This is a genomic window from Pantoea sp. X-Soil-MYKO-1289, from assembly GCF_059730625.1.
Genome location: NZ_AP036004.1, coordinates 2,639,596 through 2,657,454, shown reverse-complemented (window position 1 = coordinate 2,657,454; position 17,859 = coordinate 2,639,596). Strand labels below are relative to the sequence as shown.

Genomic DNA, 17,859 nt, shown 5'->3' with positions numbered 1-17,859 from the left:
ACATATGAAAAAAGTGATTTTTTTTATAAATTCTGACTGGTATTTCAAATTACACTGGATTGATAGAGCTCTTGCATTAAAAAGCGAAGGGTATGAAGTATATCTACTCATGCGGTTTCATGATAATGAGTTGCTAAAGGAACTAGAACTTATTGGGTTCAAATGTATTGAAAGTGGGATTGACGAAAGAAGCTTTAGTTTTACAAATTTTTTTCGTTGCGCCTGGAATATTTATAAAAAAATCAAGTTGATTGGGCCTGATTTAATCCATAGCGTGACAATTAAACCAATAATTATAGGAGGGCTTGTTTCAAAGTATAGAAATATTCCCTTTATCGCGGGTTTTGTAGGGTTAGGGAGAGTGTTTAGTGGTGAAAAAAGGAGCTATAATATTTTGGGAGGCATTATCTCCTTATTATACGGGTTCTTATTCAATAGAAAACTAACGAGGCTTATATTTGAAAGCGAAAGCGATAAGAAGATATTGGTAAATCGCTGTAGTGTCGATAAAAATAAATGTCTTGTCATCAATGGCGGTGGTATCAACATTAATAATCTCAATGCCACTAATGAAATTAATAATGATATACCTGTTGTTCTTTTTGCAAGTAGACTAATTTATCCAAAAGGCTTACAGGACCTGGTCGAAGTTCATCAATCCCTTAGTAAAAAAGGCTATGATTTTATACTTAACATAGCTGGGATCCATTGCCCAGGAGATAGTGAAGCGATACCAATTTCTGTTATTAATGAGTGGTCAAAAACAAAAAATATAAATTTTTTGGGTAAACGAGATGATGTTTATCAGCTTATATCCAGTTCAAATATAATAGCTTTACCTTCAACTTATAATGAAGGTGTACCAATGATATTGATTGAAGCTTGTGCTCTAAGAAGAGCTGTCATAGCTTATGATAGTGGTGGAATTAATGCAATAGTTAAAAATAATATTAATGGCTTTCTAATAAAAAAGAAAGATAAGACTGAACTTGAGGTTAAGTTATATGAGATGTTGAAAGATGATGCATTAAGAAAGAGAATGGGAGAGGCGGGCGAGAAGCTAGTAAGAGATGAGTTTATCTCGGATAAAATCATCAATGCTACTCTCGGTGTTTATAAAGAAATTATAAAATAAATTGGTTTATGATAATATGGAAAAGTTCAGGAGCGATATTAACGGATTACGAGCGATCGCTGTATTAGGTGTTGTCTTATTTCATTACAAACCAGACTGGCTGCCTGGCGGCTTCGCTGGAGTAGATGTTTTTTTTGTTATTTCTGGCTTTTTAATGACGGGTATTATAATTGAAAGGTTATTAAAGAATAAATTTTCTTTCTCCGATTTTTACCTTAAAAGAGCGTTGAGAATAATACCTGCACTCTCTCTCTTATGCATCTCTTTAATTGTGGTAGGTTTCTTCGTTCTGGACCCGGCCAGTTATCAGGTTCTAGCTAAAGACGTCATATCTACCGTCTTATTTATATCTAATTATATCTATTTTTTCAATTCAGGCTATTTTGATCAATCTTCTCAGGAGCGTTTTCTGCTTCACAGTTGGTCCTTATCTGTGGAGTGGCAGTTCTATCTTCTTTTGCCACCCTTGATGGTGATTTTATATAAAAAAATACGTAGTGATTTATTCATTTATGTATTTTCTTTTTTAGTTGTAAGTCTACTTTTACTGGAATTAGGGTTGTGGTTGTACAAGCCTAATTTCATTTATTACGACTTTATTTCTCGCTCTTGGGAGTTGTTATTAGGTGGTTTAATTTATTTTATACCTAAAATTAACTCTTATTTACTAAGAAGTGCTGCTTACTACTTAGGCATTTTTTGTATTGTTTTTTCATTCTTTTATTTTGATAGCTCATTTGCCTGGCCGGGATATTATGCACTACTTCCTGTTGCTGGTGCAGGGCTGATTATATTTTCTAAAAATCGAAGCTTTCTGTTAGATAATGTTATCTTTCAGAAGATTGGTTCTACATCTTACTCATTGTATCTGGTGCACTGGCCGCTAATTGTACTTTATAAAAAGTTGAATATTGAGTTAACCTGGTTACTCTATGTTTTATTATGCTGCGCTCTGACTTTTCTGCTGAATTTTTTTGGTGAAAAAAAGAAGGGGAACTTTAAAAAAAATGTAATCGTTTATCTTTTCCTCTCGTTTGCTGCAGTCATTATAGCGCATTCAGGGATGCCTTCAAGACTTAAAAATCCTGACGCATTTAATATGAGTGTTGAACAATACAGGATCAAATATGAGGGTAATCTGCAAATATCCGATTCTCCAGATGTCGTTTACTTTAATGGAAATGAAAGAGATTTTGATTATATTTTAATAGGTAGTAGTCATGCCAGGCATTATTATAGTTACATTAAAAACAATAATGTTAAAGTTGCTTCATTAGCTTTGGATGGATGCAATATCACCAGGAACTATATGACTGAAAGTTATAACAATGATTTATGTAAAGAAAGATATGATCAGATGATTTCTTTTATAAATAGCCACCCTGGAAAAATTGTTTTATGGAGCACTCTTTGGACTTGGGTTGGACCCAGAAGAGATGGAACTTCTGATCAAACCCCGCTTTTAGAAAAAATATATAAAGAAGTTGATCTTTTTTTTAAAGATATTGATGTTATGAGAAATCCACTTTATTTGATTGGAGATGTTCAAGGCAGTAAAAAATTGATGTTTGAATGTCTAGCTAAAAATGAACTCCCTTTTAATAAAATATTTCATTTCAATAAATGTCAAAGCTATCAAAAAGAAAACGATGATGGAGTTAATGCTGTTTTAGCCAAGGTTGCTGGAGAAAACAAAAATACTTTCTTTATTGCTGCGGATAAAGCTCTCTGTTCAGATAAAAAATGTATGGTAATGAAGGATAATCATCCTCTATACACCGATTATGGGCACTTATCTAAAGAGGGTTCCGAAATAGTTGGTAAATACATTTTTAGAAATGTCCACGAATTAGATTATATGAAAAGGTAATTGTACTCATGCTTTATTCTGATGATAAGAAGTTTTTTTTCATTCACAACCCCAAAGTAGCGGGTACGTCAGTGCGAAAGGCCTTGGAAGAATACGATTCTTCTGGTGGCTACTATTGGAATCCTGAATACATAAAAGTTTTAAACAGGTTAACTGATAAGGCCCACGTCCCGGCTTCAGAATTAGTCTATCATCGTCTGGGTGAAAGAGCTCATGATTATTTTACATTTGGTTTCGTTCGTAACCCTTATGAAAGATTTATAAGCGCGTGGGAAGAGTACAAGATTCAACATAATTATTCTGAATGTATTGATATCAACGAATGGGCCCGTCTAAATATTAATGAGACATCTGTTAGATATAAGTTTGAATTGATTCATTTTTGCCCGCAATACTATTTTTTCTACAACGGTGACAAGCTTATTGCTGATTATGTTGGCCGGCAAGAAAATATCGAATATGATTGGTATGTAATACAGTCTATACTTGGTATATCTGCTGATCTTAAACAATATAACATTAAAAGTAATTTGCCAGGCCGGGTTAAAGTTAAAGATCTCCATGATGAAACTATATCTTTGATAAATAAGGTGTATCGGAAGGATTTTTTGTTTTTTAAATACTCAATGATCAACCCTACATATGAAAAAGATTTTGGTAGAGATGTTTATCTTGAGTATTTCAGTGATCTATATATCCCTGAAATGAAGCTCGTCAAAGATTTGCAAAATGAAGTCCATTATTTAGCTGAGGAAATTAAGCACAAAAATTCTGCTATTGATAGTCTTAATGCTTCCATAAGTAATGCAAATGAGGAGATTATTCGTTGCGCTGACCTCAACTCTAAAGATGAGCATTACATTAAAGAACTCGAACTTGAAATCTCTCAGCTAAAACAAAAATGTTCTTCTCTGGAAGATAGTTATGAGAAAATGTTGAATAGTAAATCCTTTAGGTATACTAAAGTTTTACGTAGACTTTCTGCCTTTTTGCGTCACTAGAAATTGATGAAAATCCTAATGTTAAATCCATGATAGTATGTGGCTTTAAAGTTAGTTAAAATGTTGATTTAATCAGTGTAAGGAACATCAGATGTCCAAGCAACAGATCGGCGTTGTAGGTATGGCAGTTATGGGTCGTAATCTGGCTCTCAACATCGAAAGCCGCGGCTACACCGTCTCTATCTTCAACCGTTCTCGCGAAAAGACTGATGAAGTCATCGCAGAGAACGCAGGCAAAAAACTGGCGCCTTACTACACCATCGAAGAGTTTGTGGAGTCCCTTGAGAAACCGCGCCGTATCCTGCTGATGGTGCAGGCGGGTGAAGCAACCGACAAAACTATTGCCTCCCTGACTCCGCACCTCGATAAAGGCGATATCCTGATCGATGGCGGCAACACCTTTTACAAAGACACCATCCGTCGTAACAAAGAGCTGTCTGAGCAGGGCTTTAACTTTATCGGCACCGGCGTTTCCGGCGGTGAAGAGGGCGCGCTGAAAGGCCCGTCTATCATGCCTGGTGGTCAGAAAGAAGCTTACGAGCTGGTTGCGCCAATCCTGGATAAAATCGCTGCCCGCGCTGAAGATGGCGAAGCCTGCGTGACCTACATCGGTCCGGACGGCGCTGGCCACTATGTGAAGATGGTGCACAACGGCATTGAATATGGCGACATGCAGCTGATCGCAGAAGCCTATGCGCTGTTGAAAGGCGCGCTGGGTCTGAGCAATGAAGAGCTGGCGAAAACCTTCACCGAGTGGAACAACGGCGAGCTGAGCAGCTACCTGATCGACATCACCAAGGATATCTTCACCAAGAAAGATGAAGAGGGTAACTACCTGGTTGACGTCATTCTGGATGAAGCAGCCAACAAAGGTACCGGTAAGTGGACCAGCCAGAGCTCGCTTGATCTCGGCGAGCCGCTGTCGCTGATCACTGAATCCGTATTCGCCCGTTATCTCTCTTCGCTGAAAACGCAGCGCGTTGCCGCATCTAAAGTGCTGAGCGGCCCGCAGGCGCAGGCGTTCACCGGCGACAAAGCAGAATTTGTAGAGAAAGTGCGTCGTGCGCTCTACTTGGGCAAAATCGTTTCCTACGCGCAGGGCTTCTCACAGCTGCGTGCGGCTTCCGAGCAGTACAACTGGGATCTGCACTACGGCGAAATCGCTAAAATCTTCCGCGCTGGCTGCATCATTCGCGCGCAGTTCCTGCAGAAGATTACCGATGCCTATGCGGAAAACGCCAATATCGCCAACCTGCTGCTGGCGCCGTACTTCAAAAACATTGCTGACGAATATCAGCAGGCGCTGCGTGACGTCGTGGCCTATGCCGTGCAGAACGGTATCCCGACGCCGACCTTCTCTGCCGCTATTGCTTACTACGACAGCTACCGCTCAGAAGTGCTGCCTGCCAACCTGATTCAGGCGCAGCGCGACTACTTCGGCGCGCATACTTATAAGCGTATCGATAAAGAGGGTGTGTTCCACACCGAGTGGCTGGACTAATCAGCAAAAAGGCTTCCTTCCGGAAGCCTTTTTTTATCCCACCAGCAAATCCCCGCTCCTCACCTCATCTTCTCCCGCCAGCCTGACCACCAGCATTCCCGCCGTCGCAAACTTCGTCCAGTGCCGCGCATAAAGCACGCCGCCATACTCCGCCACCAGCGGCGTAACAAAATCCGTTATCGGATCCACTACCTCCGCCACGACTTCGCCCGGACGGATATGCGCGCCCAGCTTCTTGCGATGCAGAATCAGTCCCGAGACCGGCGAGTGAATATATTCGCAGCCAGCCAGCGGCGTAGCAGGATGTTTCAGGGCAGGGGACACCGCGCCTGCGCCTTCAGTATGGCGCTGTTTAATCACGCCGCTCTCTTCCGGCACGTCCACCGCTTCCAGCGCGCTCGCCGCCGCGCTGCTCTCGGTCATGCCGGCGATATCCTCGGCATTGGCCGTCACCAGCGCCAGCTCGTCGCCGCCAATCACCGGCGCCGCCACTTCCGCCGACACCGTCGGGCTCTCCGCAGCGATATAGCCGCTTTCACGCAGCGCATTGATGATCGCCTCCGCATCCTGCTCAGCCTGGTCGGGATCAACGTCGCGCACGCCGCGCAGCTCCAGCGTCACCGGCAGCAGGCCGCGCGGCATCGGATACTGGTCACCGAAGCGTTGCGCGAGCGTCAGCCAGGGTTCGCAGCAGGCTTCATCGAACGGCTCGCCGCCAGAAATCTGCGCCAGCAGCTGCACTTCGCTGCCCAGCCAGCGCGCCAGCGGCTCAATATCCGGCCAGGCGTGCGGCGTGGTGTAGAGGTGAGTCAGGGCCTCCCAGTCGCAGTGCAAATCAATCATCAAATCCGCCTGGCTTGCCATGCGCATCAGCGTAAAGCGCTGCGCTTCCAGTTCGGTTTTGGCAATCACATCACGGTAATGGCGATCGATAGCGTCGCGGATCAGCCGTTTATTGTCGCCTTCGTTCGGCGTTAGCGATCCAGCCAGCTCGGTTGCCAGCTTCTCGCCCAGCGCTGGGAAACGACGATTGAAATCCTGGCCCGATTCGCTGTGAAAACGTCCCAGATGGGTGCCGTGCCAGTGCTGGCTCAGCGCCAGCGGGTTTGCCACCGGCACCAGCGTAAAGCCGGCGCGCAGCCTGCCGGCGGACTCCAGCGCCATCAGCTTCTGCTTCAAAAACCAGGCGACCGCCATGCCGGGGATCTCGTCGCCGTGCAGCGACGCCTGAATATAGACCTGTTTATATTTTTCTTCGCCGAAGTGGAAGCTGACGATTTCGCGCTGAGTGCCCAGCGAGGCGCTGAGAAGGGGATGATGTTGTTGATGCATAGGGCGCTGATTGTCCTGTCATTTGGATGCGGGCGCAACTGCGCCCAGGAAATGAAGAAAAGTATAGTGCCGAATCAAAGCGGGCGACCACCTGGGTCGCCTCAGACTACTGCTGAATGGAAATATCGGTCGCGAAATATTGCTTCTGAATCTTGTCGAAAGTGCCGTTCTTTTTGATTTCGGCAAAGGCGTTGTCCAACGCGCTCTTCAGCTCGCTGTCGCCTTTACGCAGGCCAATCGCGGTGCCGGGACCGATAAGCGGATCCTGCACAATAGGGCCGGCCAGCTCGAAATCTTTGCCCTGCGGATGCTTCAGGAAGCCGATCGCCGCCTGCGCCGCATCGGTGAATACCGCATCAAGCCGTCCGGAAATGAGATCGCTCTCTACCTGAGCCTGGTCGCCGTAGGGCACTACGTTGACGCCGAACGGCTGCCATTTGGCGCGCGCGTAGCGCTCCTGCACCGTGCCTTGCTCTACGCCGACGGTTTTGCCCTTCAGCGACTCGGCGGTCGGCAGCAGGCCAGAGCCTTTACGTGCAATCAGCTGCGTATGGGTGTCATAGAGCGGCACGGTAAAGTCGATCTGCTTCAGGCGCTCTTCGGTAATACCCATATCGGAGAGGATAGCGTCAAACTTACGCGCCTTCAGTGCCGGGATCATGCCGTCGAACTGGCTTTCCACCCAGACGCACTTCGCCTGCATTTGCTGGCACAGGGCGTTGCCCAGATCGATATCGAAACCGACCAGCTTGCCCTGCGGTGTTTTGGATTCAAACGGCGGATAGGTCGGATCGACGGCGAAGCGTACCTGTTCGATTTTTGCCTGTGCGCCAAAGGCGCAGCCTGTCAGTACGGCGGTCATCAGCGCGGCGCGCAGACGTGAGAAGCCAGGAGTGGTCATAGTCTCTTCTTTTATCGTGATGTTGAATAAAGCAGAGTACCTGCCAGCTGTCACGATGACAATTACTGGATTATTTTCACTACGTTAGCATTGCAGAGGCGGCGGTAATCTTCCGTGTTCAAAACCACTGACCTGTCGAGCCGTCCGGCGTTGAAGGCGATCTCGCTAAAGCGCTCAAACAGCAGCGGATCGACCACCAGCCTGAGATCGGGATGAAACGAGAAGGGCGGAATGGCGCCGAACACGCAGCCGGTTAGCGTATCGACCTCAGCCGGACTGGCGAGCGAGGCGCGTCGGCCGCCCACCGCTTCCGCCACTCTGGCTAAATCCGCCTGCTGATCGGCCGGCAGCACCGCCAGCACATGCTGTTTGACGCCGTTGCCTTTGACGTGACACACCAGCGCCTTCGCGCCCTGGCCGACCGCGGTGCCGCGGATCGCCGCCACCGCTTCGCATTTGCCGGTCGGCTCATGGCTCATCAGCTGATAGCGTGCCTGATGCTGTTCCAGCAGGGCAAGGAGTTTTTCATGGGTGGTCATAGCCGCATCCTGAAGCTAAAAGAGACGATGCCGCTCAATATCGCTTCGCATCCCGATATTGAGCGGCGCTGCACACCGCTATTTATGCCGCGCGCGCAGGTTGTTGATGATGGCGCTCAGGTCGAGATCCTGATCCTGCAGCAGCACCATCAGGTGATAGAGCAGGTCAGAGGCCTCGTTGGTCAGCTCAAAGCGATCGTTCACCGTCGCCGCCAGCGCAGTCTCGACCCCTTCTTCGCCGACTTTCTGCGCGATGCGCTTGGTGCCGCTGGCATAGAGCTGTGCGGTGTAGGAGCTGGCGGGATCGGCGCTTTTGCGCGACGCCAGCAGCTGCTCCAGCTGATGCAGAAACACCCAGTCCGGCGCGGCAGGCGAAAAGCAGCTTGAGGTGCCGCGATGGCAGGTCGGCCCGATGGGATCGGCCAGCACCAGCAGCGTATCGTTGTCGCAGTCCGGCGTAATGCTCACCACCTTGAGGAAATGGCCGGAGGTTTCGCCTTTGGTCCAGAGACGCTGTTTAGTGCGCGAAAAAAAGGTGACGTTGCCGTCGCTCAGGGTTTTCGCCAGCGCGTCCTGATTCATATAGCCGTGCATCAGCACTTCGCCGGAGACGTTGTGCTGCACGATAACGGGCATCATGCCCTCGGTTTTGACCCAGTCGAGCTGGGCCAGCTGTTCTTCAGTTAACACGCGCGAATCTCCACGTCTTTCTCTTTCAGGAAGCTTTTCAGCTCGCCGATATTGATAATTTGCTTATGGAACACCGAGGCAGCCAGCGCGCCGTCGACGTTCGCCTGCTCAAAGGCGGCGAGAAAGTGCTGCATGGTGCCCGCGCCGCCTGAGGCGATCAGCGGCACCTTGCACACCTCACGCACTTTTTGCAGCTGCACCAGGTCGTAGCCGTTGCGCACGCCATCCTGGTTCATCATGTTCAGCACGATTTCACCTGCGCCGCGCTTTTGCACCTCTTCGACCCACGCCAGGGTTTCCCACTCGGTAACGCGGGTGCGCGCCTCGTCGCCGGTATACTGGTTAACGTGATATTTGCCGGTGGCTTCATCGAACCAGGTATCGATGCCTACTACGATGCACTGCACGCCGAAGCGATCCGCCAGGCGAGTGATCAGCTCAGGATCGGCCAGCGCGGGGGAGTTGATGGAGATTTTGTCGGCGCCAAACTCCAGAATGCGCGCCGCATCCTCTTCGCTTTTAATGCCGCCCGCCACGCAGAAGGGAATATCGATCACTTCCGCCACGCGCGACACCCAGCTTTTGTCGACCACGCGGCCGTCGCTGGAGGCGGTGATATCGTAGAACACCAGCTCGTCAGCGCCTTCCTGCGCGTAGCGCTGCGCCAGCGGCACGATGTCGCCGATGATCTCGTGATTGCGGAACTGAACGCCTTTGACGACCTGGCCGTCGCGCACGTCAAGACAGGGAATTATGCGTTTTGCCAGCATGCGATAGCCTCCGAAACCGTGAATTTACCTTCAAGCAGGGCGCGTCCGACGATGACGCCCTTGACGCCGCTGCCGCGCAGCGCCGCGATATCCTCAATGTTGCCGATGCCGCCGGAGGACTGAAACGCAATGTCGGGATAGCGCGCGGTCACTTCCTGATAGAGCGCGACATTGGAGCCGCTCAGGGTGCCGTCGCGTGAAATATCGGTGCAGAGCACATGCTTCAGACCGACCGGCGCAAACCAGGCGATGACCTCTTCCAGCGTAACGCCGGCCGCTTCCTGCCAGCCGCTGATGGCGACCTCTTTGCGGTTCGCCGCATCGATGCGCACGTCCAGCGCCAGCACGATCGCCTCGGCGCCGAACTCCCTGAACCAGGCTTTCACCTCTTCCGGCGCTTTTACCGCCGTGGAGCCGACGACGACGCGGCTGGCGCCCGCCTCCAGCAGCGCTTTCACATCGTCGCGCGTGCGGATGCCGCCGCCGACCTGCACCACGGCCTCAACGCCGTTCAGCAACGTTTTCAGCAGCGGGATCTGGCGCTGCGCCGGATCTTTCGCGCCGGTCAGGTCCACGAGGTGCAGCACCGTGGCGCCCTGGCTGGCGTAATCCTGCAGGCGCGGCAGCGGATCGCTGCCGTAGTCGCGCTGCTGGCCGTAATCGCCCTGATGCAGACGCACCACTTTGCCGTCAATCAAATCTAACGCGGGGATAATCATCACATCTCCAGGAAGTTTTTCAGCAGCTGCGCGCCCGCTTTGCCGGAACGCTCGGGGTGGAACTGCACGCCGAAGAAGTTATCTTTCTGCACCGCCGCGGTGAACGGCTGGCCGTAATCGCACTGGGCGATGGTGCTGGCGTTGACCGGCATGGCGTAGCTGTGCACGAAATAGAAGTAGCTCTCTTCGTCGATGCCGCGAAACAAGTGGTTGCCCGCCTGGGCAGTGATCTGGTTCCAGCCCATATGCGGCAGCGGCAGGCCGCGGGTGTCCATCAGACCGCATTCGGCGTCGATAATGCCGAGGGTGGGGATGCCGCCGTTCTCCTCGCTGCTGCTGCCCAGCAGCTGCATGCCGAGGCAGATGCCGAGCACCGGCTGGGTGCAGGCTTTGATCAGGTCGACGAGATCGCGCTCTTCCAGCTGGTTCATCGCCGCCCGCGCGGTGCCGACGCCCGGCAGAAACAGCTTGTCGGCGCGCAGCACCACGTCAGGGTCGCGGCTGACGTCGGGCGTGTAGCCAAGGCGCTCTACCGCCCACTTCACCGACGACAGGTTGGCGCAGCCGGTATCGAGGATCACCACGTTCATTTACAGCACTCCTTTCGAGCTGGGCAGGGTGTTGCCCTCAACGCGGATCGCCTGGCGCAGGGTGCGGCCGAAGGCTTTAAACAGGCTCTCCACGCGATGGTGATCGTTCTTGCCTTTGGTTTTCAGGTGCAGGGTGCTCATCATGGCGTAGGAGAGCGAGCTGAAGAAGTGCTCGACCATCTCGGTGCTCATATCGCCGACGCGCTGATAGTTAAACTCCGCCTTGAACTCCAGATGCGGCCGGCCGGAGATATCGAGCGCGCAGCGCGCCAGACACTCATCCATCGGCAGCACGAAGCCGAAACGGGCGATGCCGCGCTTGTCGCCCAGCGCCTTCAGCAGCGCCTCGCCGAGCGCCAGTCCGGTGTCTTCGATAGTGTGGTGATCGTCGATATAGAGATCGCCTTTCACTTCGATATTCATGCGGAAGCCGCCGTGCACCGCGATCTGGTCCAGCATATGGTCGAAGAAGCCGACGCCGGTGTTGATTTTGCTGCCGCCTTCGCGGTCCAGCCACACCTCGACCTGAATCTGCGTCTCTTTGGTGTTGCGGTTGACCAGCGCATGGCGATCGCGTTTGGTGAGGCGCGCCTGAATCGCGCTCCACTCCTCGCCTTCGCGGCCGAAGCGGATGCCCTGGATGCCCATATTCTGCGCCAGCTGGATATCGGTCAGCCGGTCGCCGATCACATAGCTGTTCGCCACGTCGATGGCGCCTTCCGCTAGCCAGGCCTCGACCATTTTGGTCTTCGGCTTGCGGCAGTCGCAGTTATCTTCCGGTTTGTGCGGGCAGATCAGCACGTCGTCGAAATGGATCCCCTGCGAGCTGAACACCTGCATCATCAGGTTATGCGGGGCGTCGAAATCCGCCTGCGGAAAGCTGCTGGTGCCCAGCCCGTCCTGGTTGGTGATCATCACCAGCCGGTAGCCGGCGTTTTGCAGCGCCAGCAGCGCCGGGATGACGTTGGCTTCAAACGCCAGCTTCTCCAGGCGATCCACCTGAAAATCTTCAGGCGGCTCGGCGATAAGGGTGCCGTCGCGATCGATAAAAAGGGTCTTCTGACTCATGCTCTCTCCACAGATAAAGCCTGTAACGCGGCGATCAGGCGCTCGCACTCTGTACGCGTGCCGATTGAGATGCGCAGGCATCCCGCAAGGCCCGGATTTTTGTTCTGGTCGCGCAGAATAATGCCCTGATCCCACAGGGATTTAAACACCGCAGGCGAATCAGCGAAGCGCGCCAGGATATAGTTGGTCTCGCTCGGGAATACCTGCTGCACCAGGCCGATCTGGGGCAGCCGCTCCAGCAGCCAGGCGCGGCTGGCGTTCAGCTCGGCGACGTGCTGACGCATCAGCGCGATGCCCTGATCGCTCAGCGCCTGGCCGGCGACGTCGGCGACCGGCGTCGCCAGCGGATAGGGCGCGATCACCTTCATCAGCAGATCGATCACTGGCTTATTCGCCAGCGTAAAGCCGCAGCGCAGGCCGGCGAGCGCAAACGCCTTCGACAGCGTGCGCAGGATCACCAGATGCGGATAATCTTTCAGCCAGCCGCTCAGCGTCGCCTGCGGACAGAATTCAATATAGGCTTCATCGGCCACCACCAGCGCTTTTCCGGCGGTCATGTCGAGCAGCGCGCGGATATCCTCCTGATCGATCAGATTGCCGGTCGGGTTGTTGGGGCTGCACATATAGACCACTTTCACGCCGTCGAGCTGCTCGGCGATAGCCGGCAGGTTCAGCTGCCAGTTCTCCAGCGCGGGCACGGTGCGGTACTCAATGCCGATGGTTTCCGCGCTGACGCTGTACATGCCGTAGGTTGGCGGGCAGAACAAAATGGCGTCTTTGCCCGGCTCGCAGAAGGCGCGCATCACCAGCTCAATGCCCTCGTCGGCGCCGCGGCTCACCAGCACCTGTTCCGGCTGTAGCCCGGCGTAGGCGGCGTAGCGCTCAATCACGATCTTCGGCTGGCACTCCGGGTAGCGATTCAGCGTCTGCTGCGACAGCTCAAAGGGCACCGGCAGGGGAAATTCGTTGGCGTTGAGCCAGACGTCGCCGTTGCCGCCGAGGCGGCGCGCGGACTGGTAGGGCGTCAGGGCGCGCACGTTGTCGCGCGCCAGCTCTTCAATATTGCGGCTCATGCCTGCTCCTCTTTCAGCGCGGCGACGCGCAGGGTAACGGCGTTTTTATGCGCCTCCAGCTGTTCGGCGGCGGCCAGGGTCTCAATGGTGGCGGCGAGATTCAGGAAGCCCTGCGGCGTCAGCTCCTGCACCGTCATGCGCTTCTGAAAATCGGCCAGGCCGAGGCTGGAGCAGGTCGCGGTGTAGCCATAGGTCGGCAGCACATGGTTGGTGCCGGAGGCGTAATCGCCCGCCGACTCCGGCGACCAGTCGCCGAGAAACACCGACCCGGCGCTGGTGATGGAATCGACCAGATCGCGCGGCAGGCGCGTCTGAATAATCAGGTGTTCCGGGCCGTACTGGTTGGAGATCGCCACGCACTCCTCCAGGTCGCGCGCCACAATCAGGCGGCTGCTCGCCAGCGCCTGGCGCGCGGTGGCGGCGCGCGGCAGCGCCTGCAGCTGCGCCTCTACCGCTTCGGCGACCTGCTGCGCCAGCGTCAGGGACGGCGTCAGCAGGATCACCTGCGAATCAGGGCCGTGTTCCGCCTGCGACAGCAGATCGGAGGCGACAAACGCGGGCGTCGCGCCTTCATCGGCGATCACCAGCACTTCCGACGGACCAGCGGGCATATCGATCGCCGCGCCGTCGAGACGCTGGCTCACCTGGCGTTTCGCCTCGGTAACGTACGCGTTGCCCGGCCCAAAGATCTTATCGACTTTCGGCACGCTCTCGGTGCCGAAGGCGAGGGCGGCGATCGCCTGCGCGCCGCCGACCTGAAACACCTCTTCGACGCCGCACAGCTGCGCCGCATAGAGGATCTCGTCGGCGATGGGCGGCGGCGAGCAGAGCGCCACGCGGCCGCAGCCGGCGATGCGCGCCGGGGTCGCCAGCATCAGCACGGTAGAGAAGAGCGGGGCGGAGCCGCCGGGAATATAGAGGCCGACCGAGCGCACCGGCCGGGTGATCTGCTGGCAGCGCACGCCTGGCTGGGTCTCGACATCCACCGTCGCCAGCTGCTGCGCGTTGTGGAAGGTTTCAATATTGGCGACGGCGACGGCCATCGCCTGCTTCAGGTCGTCGCTGAGTCGCGCGCCGGCGGCGGCGATCTCGGCGGGGGTGACGCGCAGCGCCGCTACCTGCGCCTTGTCGAAGCGCGCGCTAAACTCACGCAGCGCCGCGTCGCCGTTACGCTTCACCTGATCCAGCACCTCGCGCACCGTGGCGCTGATGGCGTCGGACGCGGCGATAGCCGGACGCTGCAGCAGCGCCTGGCGCTGCGCCTCGCTGCACTGCTGCCATTCGACGGGGGTCATAAAGGACATGGCTTACTCCATCATCTTTTCAATGGGCAGCACCAGAATCGAGCTGGCGCCCAGCGCTTTCAGTTTTTCCATGGTTTCCCAGAACAGGGTTTCGCTGCTCACCATGTGCATCGCTACGCGGCTCTGATCGCCCGCCAGCGGCAGTACGGTCGGACGCTCGGCGCCGGGCAGCAGCTGGATCACCTCTTCCAGACGGTCGCTCGGCGCGTGCATCATGATGTATTTCGACTCACGCGCTTTGATGACGCCCTGAATGCGGGTCATCAGCTTGTCGATCAGCTCCTGCTTCTCCGCCGCCATCTCGCCGTCGCGCTGGATCAGCACCGCTTTCGAACGGTAGATCACCTCGACTTCACGCAGGCCGTTGGCCTCCAGCGTGGCGCCGGTCGACACCAGGTCGCAAATCGCGTCGGCCAGGCCGGCGCGCGGCGCGACTTCCACCGAGCCGTTCAGCATGCAGGGTTTGAAGTTAAGGCCTTTTTTGTCGAGATATTGCTTCAGCAGGTGAGGATAGGAGGTGGCGATGCGGGCGTTATTCAGGCACTGCGGACCGCTGTACTCTTCATCCACCGGCATCGCCAGCGACAGGCGGCAGCCGCCGAAGTCGAGACGGCGCAGGGTAAAGTAGCGCGGATCTTCGCCCTGCGCGCGGCGCGTCAGCAGCTCCTCTTCCAGCACGTTCTCGCCGATAATGCCAAGATCCACCACGCCATCCATGACCAGACCGGGAATATCGTCATCGCGCACGCGCAGGATATCGATCGGCATATTCTCTGCGAAGGCGATCAGGCGCTGCTGCTGCAGATTGATTTTAATGCCGCAGCGCGCCAGCAGCTCGCGTGAGTCATCGCTTAAACGGCCAGATTTCTGCATAGCTATGCGAATTCGCTTGTTATCTAACATCGGTCCTGTCCTCTGTTTCATTCCTGTCTGAAAAGGTATTGCGCCAGCCCATAAAAAAACCCCCGGAAGGCGATCTTCCGGGGGTTCTCTTTGCGTTCGCACCACTGGAAGATCTGAATGTCTCCCAGCACACATCGCCTGAAAGACTAGTCAGGATGATGGTGATGATGATGGTTGAACTGAACGCGTGTCATAGTAAATTCCGTTGCTGAATGCGTATTCATTTGCGTGTTGATTAACCTAGCGAAGATAGCGGCGATGCGCAACCCTTTTTTACCCTTTGCGGTTCGGCGGCGCGGCGCACTAAGATGGAGGGCAGTGAGTCAAGCGCAGGAGTCAATATGAAGAAGGTCGCAATTATCGGTCTGGGATGGCTGGGCATGCCGCTGGGTCTGGCGCTTACGGCGCGAGGCTGGCAGGTTACCGGCAGCAAAACCACGCTGGACGGCGTCGAGGCGGCGCGCCGCTGCGGCATCGACGCGGTGCAGCTGCGGCTGAAGCCGGAAATCGAGTGCGACGCCGAGGATCTCGCCCTGCTGCTGGCGGTCGACGCGCTGGTGGTGACCTTGCCCGCCAGCCGCACGGCGGAAGGCGGCGAAAGTTATATGCAGGCGGTGCAGAACGTGGTGGACAGCGCGCTGGCGCAGCAGGTGCCGCGCATTATCTTTACCAGCTCCACCTCGGTCTACGGCAGCGGCAGCGGCGTAATGAAGGAAAACAGCGCGCTCCAGCCGGAGACGGTGGCGGGCAAAACCCTGACCGCGCTGGAGAGCTGGCTGCACGATCTGCCCGGCACGCAGGTCGATATTCTGCGGCTGGCGGGGCTGGTAGGGCCGAGCCGTCATCCCGGCCGCTTCCTGGCGGGGAAAAGCGGGCTGGAGAATGGCGCGCACGGCGTCAATCTGGTGCATCTCGATGATGTGGTCAGCGCGATTACCCTGCTGCTGCAGACGCCGAAGGGCGGGCGCGTCTATAACCTCTGCGCGCCGAAACACCCGTCGCGCGCGACCTTTTATCCCGCCGTCTCGCGCCAGCTGGGCCTGACGCCGCCAACCTTTTTGCCCTCAGCCTCCGGCGACACCGGCAAACTGATTGACGGCTCGCGCATCTGCAACGAGCTGGGGTTCGAATACAGCTACGACGATCCGGCGAAAATGCCGCTGGAATAGTCGTCGCTCAGACGCCGAGCCGGTCGCGCAGCGCATACCAGGCGGCGCCCATAGCGGTCAGCGGCACCTTGAAGCGCCGTCCGCCGGGGAAGGGCAGGTGCGGCAGTTTCGCGAAGGCGTCGAAGCGCTCCGCATCGCCGCGCAGCGCTTCGCAAATCAGCTTGCCGGCAAGGTGGGTGCAGGTGACGCCGTGGCCGCTGTCGCCCTGCATAAAATAGACGTTGTTCTCCAGCCGTCCGAACTGCGGCAGCCGTGACAGCGTCAGCAGGAAGTTGCCGCTCCAGCGGTAGCTGAAGGCAAGATCGCGCAGCTGCGGAAAGGTGCGCAGCAGTTTGGGGCGGATCAGCGCCTCGATGTCGCCAGGATCGCGCGCGCCGTAGACCACGCCGCCGCCGTAGAGCAGCCGGTTATCCGCCGTCAGCCGGAAATAGTCGAGCAGATAGTTGCAGTCCTCGACGCAGTGATTATTCGGCAGCAGCGCCAGCGCGCGATCGCGGCTCAGCGGCTCGCTGGCGAGGATCTGCGAGCCGCACGCCATGCTGTTGCGCGCCAGGCGCGGCTCCAGCTGCGACGGCAGATAGGCGTTGCCGGCAAAAATCACGAAGGTGGCGTTCACCTCGCCGTGCGCGGTTTTCACCCGATTGGGCGCGCCGTAGGTCAGCGCCGTCGCGGCGGAGCGTTCATAGATGCGCCCGCCGTGACGACGGATCGCCTCGGCTTCGCCCAGCGCCAGATTGAGCGGATGCAGGTGGCCGCCGCGTCGATCCAGCAGGCCGCCGACGTAGCGCTCGGTGGCGATTTCGCGCCGGATGCCGCGCTCGTCGAGCAGCTCCAGATCCTGATTGCCATACTTTTCCCACAGCCGCTGCTGGCGGCGCAGGTGATTCATCTGACGCGGGTTAAGGGCTGCGAAGATATTGCCGGGCCGGTAGTCGCAGGCGATGGCGTAACGGTCGATGCGATCGCGAATAATGTCGGCGCCCTCGAACATCATGCTGCCGAGCATGCGCGCGCTCTCTTTGCCGTAGCGCTGTTCGATGACGTCCACGTCGCGGCTGTAGGAGTTGACCACCTGACCGCCGTTGCGGCCGCTGGCGCCGAAGCCGACGCGCGCCGCCTCCAGCACCACCACGTCATAGCCCGCCTCGGTGAGGTAGAGCGCGGCGGAGAGGCCGGTAAAGCCCGCGCCGATGATGCAGACGTCGCACTGGATGCTCTCCTGCAGCGTCGGCCAGGGCGCATGGTCGTTGGCGGTCGCCGCGTAGTAGCTTTCAACATGTTTCATCTCAACCTC

At 55.2% G+C, this 17,859-nt stretch carries 18 protein-coding genes and 1 other annotated feature; of the genes, 5 read left to right on the top strand and 13 right to left on the bottom strand.

Annotated elements, in window-relative coordinates:
- Window positions 1-4: 4 nt before the first annotated feature.
- The 4 genes from AC6I7Z_RS12810 (at window position 5) to gnd (ending at window position 5,507) form a co-directional block, all read left to right on the top strand.
- On the top strand, window positions 5-1,135 hold the full coding sequence (locus AC6I7Z_RS12810) for a glycosyltransferase family 4 protein (RefSeq protein WP_497814490.1): 1,131 nt from the start codon (window positions 5-7) through the stop codon (window positions 1,133-1,135).
- Between the two features lie 16 nt (window positions 1,136-1,151).
- On the top strand, window positions 1,152-3,005 hold the full coding sequence (locus AC6I7Z_RS12805) for an acyltransferase family protein (RefSeq protein ID WP_497814489.1): 1,854 nt from the start codon (window positions 1,152-1,154) through the stop codon (window positions 3,003-3,005).
- Between the two features lie 8 nt (window positions 3,006-3,013).
- On the top strand, window positions 3,014-4,006 hold the full coding sequence (locus AC6I7Z_RS12800) for a sulfotransferase family 2 domain-containing protein (RefSeq protein WP_497814488.1): 993 nt from the start codon (window positions 3,014-3,016) through the stop codon (window positions 4,004-4,006).
- Between the two features lie 91 nt (window positions 4,007-4,097).
- Window positions 4,098-5,507, top strand: coding sequence for an NADP-dependent phosphogluconate dehydrogenase (gene gnd, locus AC6I7Z_RS12795; protein WP_497814487.1), 1,410 nt, complete (start codon window positions 4,098-4,100; stop codon window positions 5,505-5,507).
- Between the two features lie 33 nt (window positions 5,508-5,540).
- On the opposite strand, the gene AC6I7Z_RS12790 is transcribed toward gnd, so the two are convergent.
- The 12 genes from AC6I7Z_RS12790 to hisL all read right to left on the bottom strand — a co-directional run bounded on the left by AC6I7Z_RS12790 (window position 5,541) and on the right by hisL (window position 15,590).
- Window positions 5,541-6,839, bottom strand: coding sequence for a succinylglutamate desuccinylase/aspartoacylase family protein (locus AC6I7Z_RS12790; protein ID WP_497814486.1), 1,299 nt, complete (start codon window positions 6,837-6,839; stop codon window positions 5,541-5,543).
- A gap of 106 nt (window positions 6,840-6,945) precedes the next feature.
- A complete protein-coding gene (locus AC6I7Z_RS12785) occupies window positions 6,946-7,740 on the bottom strand; it encodes an ABC transporter substrate-binding protein (protein WP_497814485.1) in 795 nt (264 codons plus the stop codon).
- Between the two features lie 62 nt (window positions 7,741-7,802).
- Window positions 7,803-8,279 carry a YbaK/prolyl-tRNA synthetase associated domain-containing protein gene (locus AC6I7Z_RS12780; protein WP_497814484.1) on the bottom strand — a complete coding sequence of 159 codons (477 nt, stop codon included), beginning with the start codon at window positions 8,277-8,279 and terminating at the stop codon, window positions 7,803-7,805.
- Window positions 8,280-8,357: 78 nt separating this feature from the next.
- The gene (gene hisIE, locus AC6I7Z_RS12775) at window positions 8,358-8,969 is read right to left on the bottom strand and encodes a bifunctional phosphoribosyl-AMP cyclohydrolase/phosphoribosyl-ATP diphosphatase HisIE (protein ID WP_497814483.1); all 612 of its coding nucleotides are present in this window, start codon (window positions 8,967-8,969) and stop codon (window positions 8,358-8,360) included.
- Entirely contained in the window at window positions 8,963-9,739 is a 777-nt protein-coding gene (gene hisF / locus AC6I7Z_RS12770; protein ID WP_497814482.1) for an imidazole glycerol phosphate synthase subunit HisF, read from the bottom strand. The genes hisIE and hisF overlap by 7 nt, the downstream gene beginning before the upstream one ends.
- Window positions 9,721-10,458, bottom strand: coding sequence for a 1-(5-phosphoribosyl)-5-[(5-phosphoribosylamino)methylideneamino]imidazole-4-carboxamide isomerase (gene hisA, locus AC6I7Z_RS12765; protein WP_497814481.1), 738 nt, complete (start codon window positions 10,456-10,458; stop codon window positions 9,721-9,723). The genes hisF and hisA overlap by 19 nt, the downstream gene beginning before the upstream one ends.
- Window positions 10,458-11,048 carry an imidazole glycerol phosphate synthase subunit HisH gene (gene hisH / locus AC6I7Z_RS12760; protein ID WP_239954500.1) on the bottom strand — a complete coding sequence of 197 codons (591 nt, stop codon included), beginning with the start codon at window positions 11,046-11,048 and terminating at the stop codon, window positions 10,458-10,460. The genes hisA and hisH overlap by 1 nt, the downstream gene beginning before the upstream one ends.
- Window positions 11,049-12,116, bottom strand: coding sequence for a bifunctional histidinol-phosphatase/imidazoleglycerol-phosphate dehydratase HisB (gene hisB, locus AC6I7Z_RS12755; protein WP_497814480.1), 1,068 nt, complete (start codon window positions 12,114-12,116; stop codon window positions 11,049-11,051).
- The gene (gene hisC, locus AC6I7Z_RS12750; protein WP_497814479.1) at window positions 12,113-13,189 is read right to left on the bottom strand and encodes a histidinol-phosphate transaminase; all 1,077 of its coding nucleotides are present in this window, start codon (window positions 13,187-13,189) and stop codon (window positions 12,113-12,115) included. Before hisC ends, hisB begins: the two co-directional genes overlap by 4 nt.
- The gene (hisD, locus tag AC6I7Z_RS12745; RefSeq protein ID WP_497814478.1) at window positions 13,186-14,493 is read right to left on the bottom strand and encodes a histidinol dehydrogenase; all 1,308 of its coding nucleotides are present in this window, start codon (window positions 14,491-14,493) and stop codon (window positions 13,186-13,188) included. The genes hisC and hisD overlap by 4 nt, the downstream gene beginning before the upstream one ends.
- Before the next feature lie 3 nt (window positions 14,494-14,496).
- Window positions 14,497-15,396 (bottom strand): ATP phosphoribosyltransferase, encoded by a 900-nt coding sequence (hisG, locus tag AC6I7Z_RS12740; RefSeq protein ID WP_434122924.1) that lies wholly within the window; start codon window positions 15,394-15,396, stop codon window positions 14,497-14,499.
- A 50-nt stretch (window positions 15,397-15,446) separates the two neighbouring features.
- Window positions 15,447-15,567: a sequence feature (His leader region), on the bottom strand.
- Window positions 15,543-15,590, bottom strand: a complete 48-nt coding sequence (hisL, locus tag AC6I7Z_RS12735; protein WP_100396937.1) for a his operon leader peptide — start codon at window positions 15,588-15,590, stop codon at window positions 15,543-15,545. (Overlaps the previous feature by 25 nt.)
- Window positions 15,591-15,737: 147 nt before the next feature.
- On the opposite strand from hisL, the gene AC6I7Z_RS12730 reads away from it, so the two are divergent.
- Window positions 15,738-16,565, top strand: a complete 828-nt coding sequence (locus tag AC6I7Z_RS12730; RefSeq protein WP_497814477.1) for an SDR family oxidoreductase — start codon at window positions 15,738-15,740, stop codon at window positions 16,563-16,565.
- A 7-nt stretch (window positions 16,566-16,572) separates the two neighbouring features.
- On the opposite strand, the gene AC6I7Z_RS12725 is transcribed toward AC6I7Z_RS12730, so the two are convergent.
- On the bottom strand, window positions 16,573-17,850 hold the full coding sequence (locus AC6I7Z_RS12725; protein WP_497814476.1) for an NAD(P)/FAD-dependent oxidoreductase: 1,278 nt from the start codon (window positions 17,848-17,850) through the stop codon (window positions 16,573-16,575).
- Window positions 17,851-17,859: the final 9 nt, after the last annotated feature.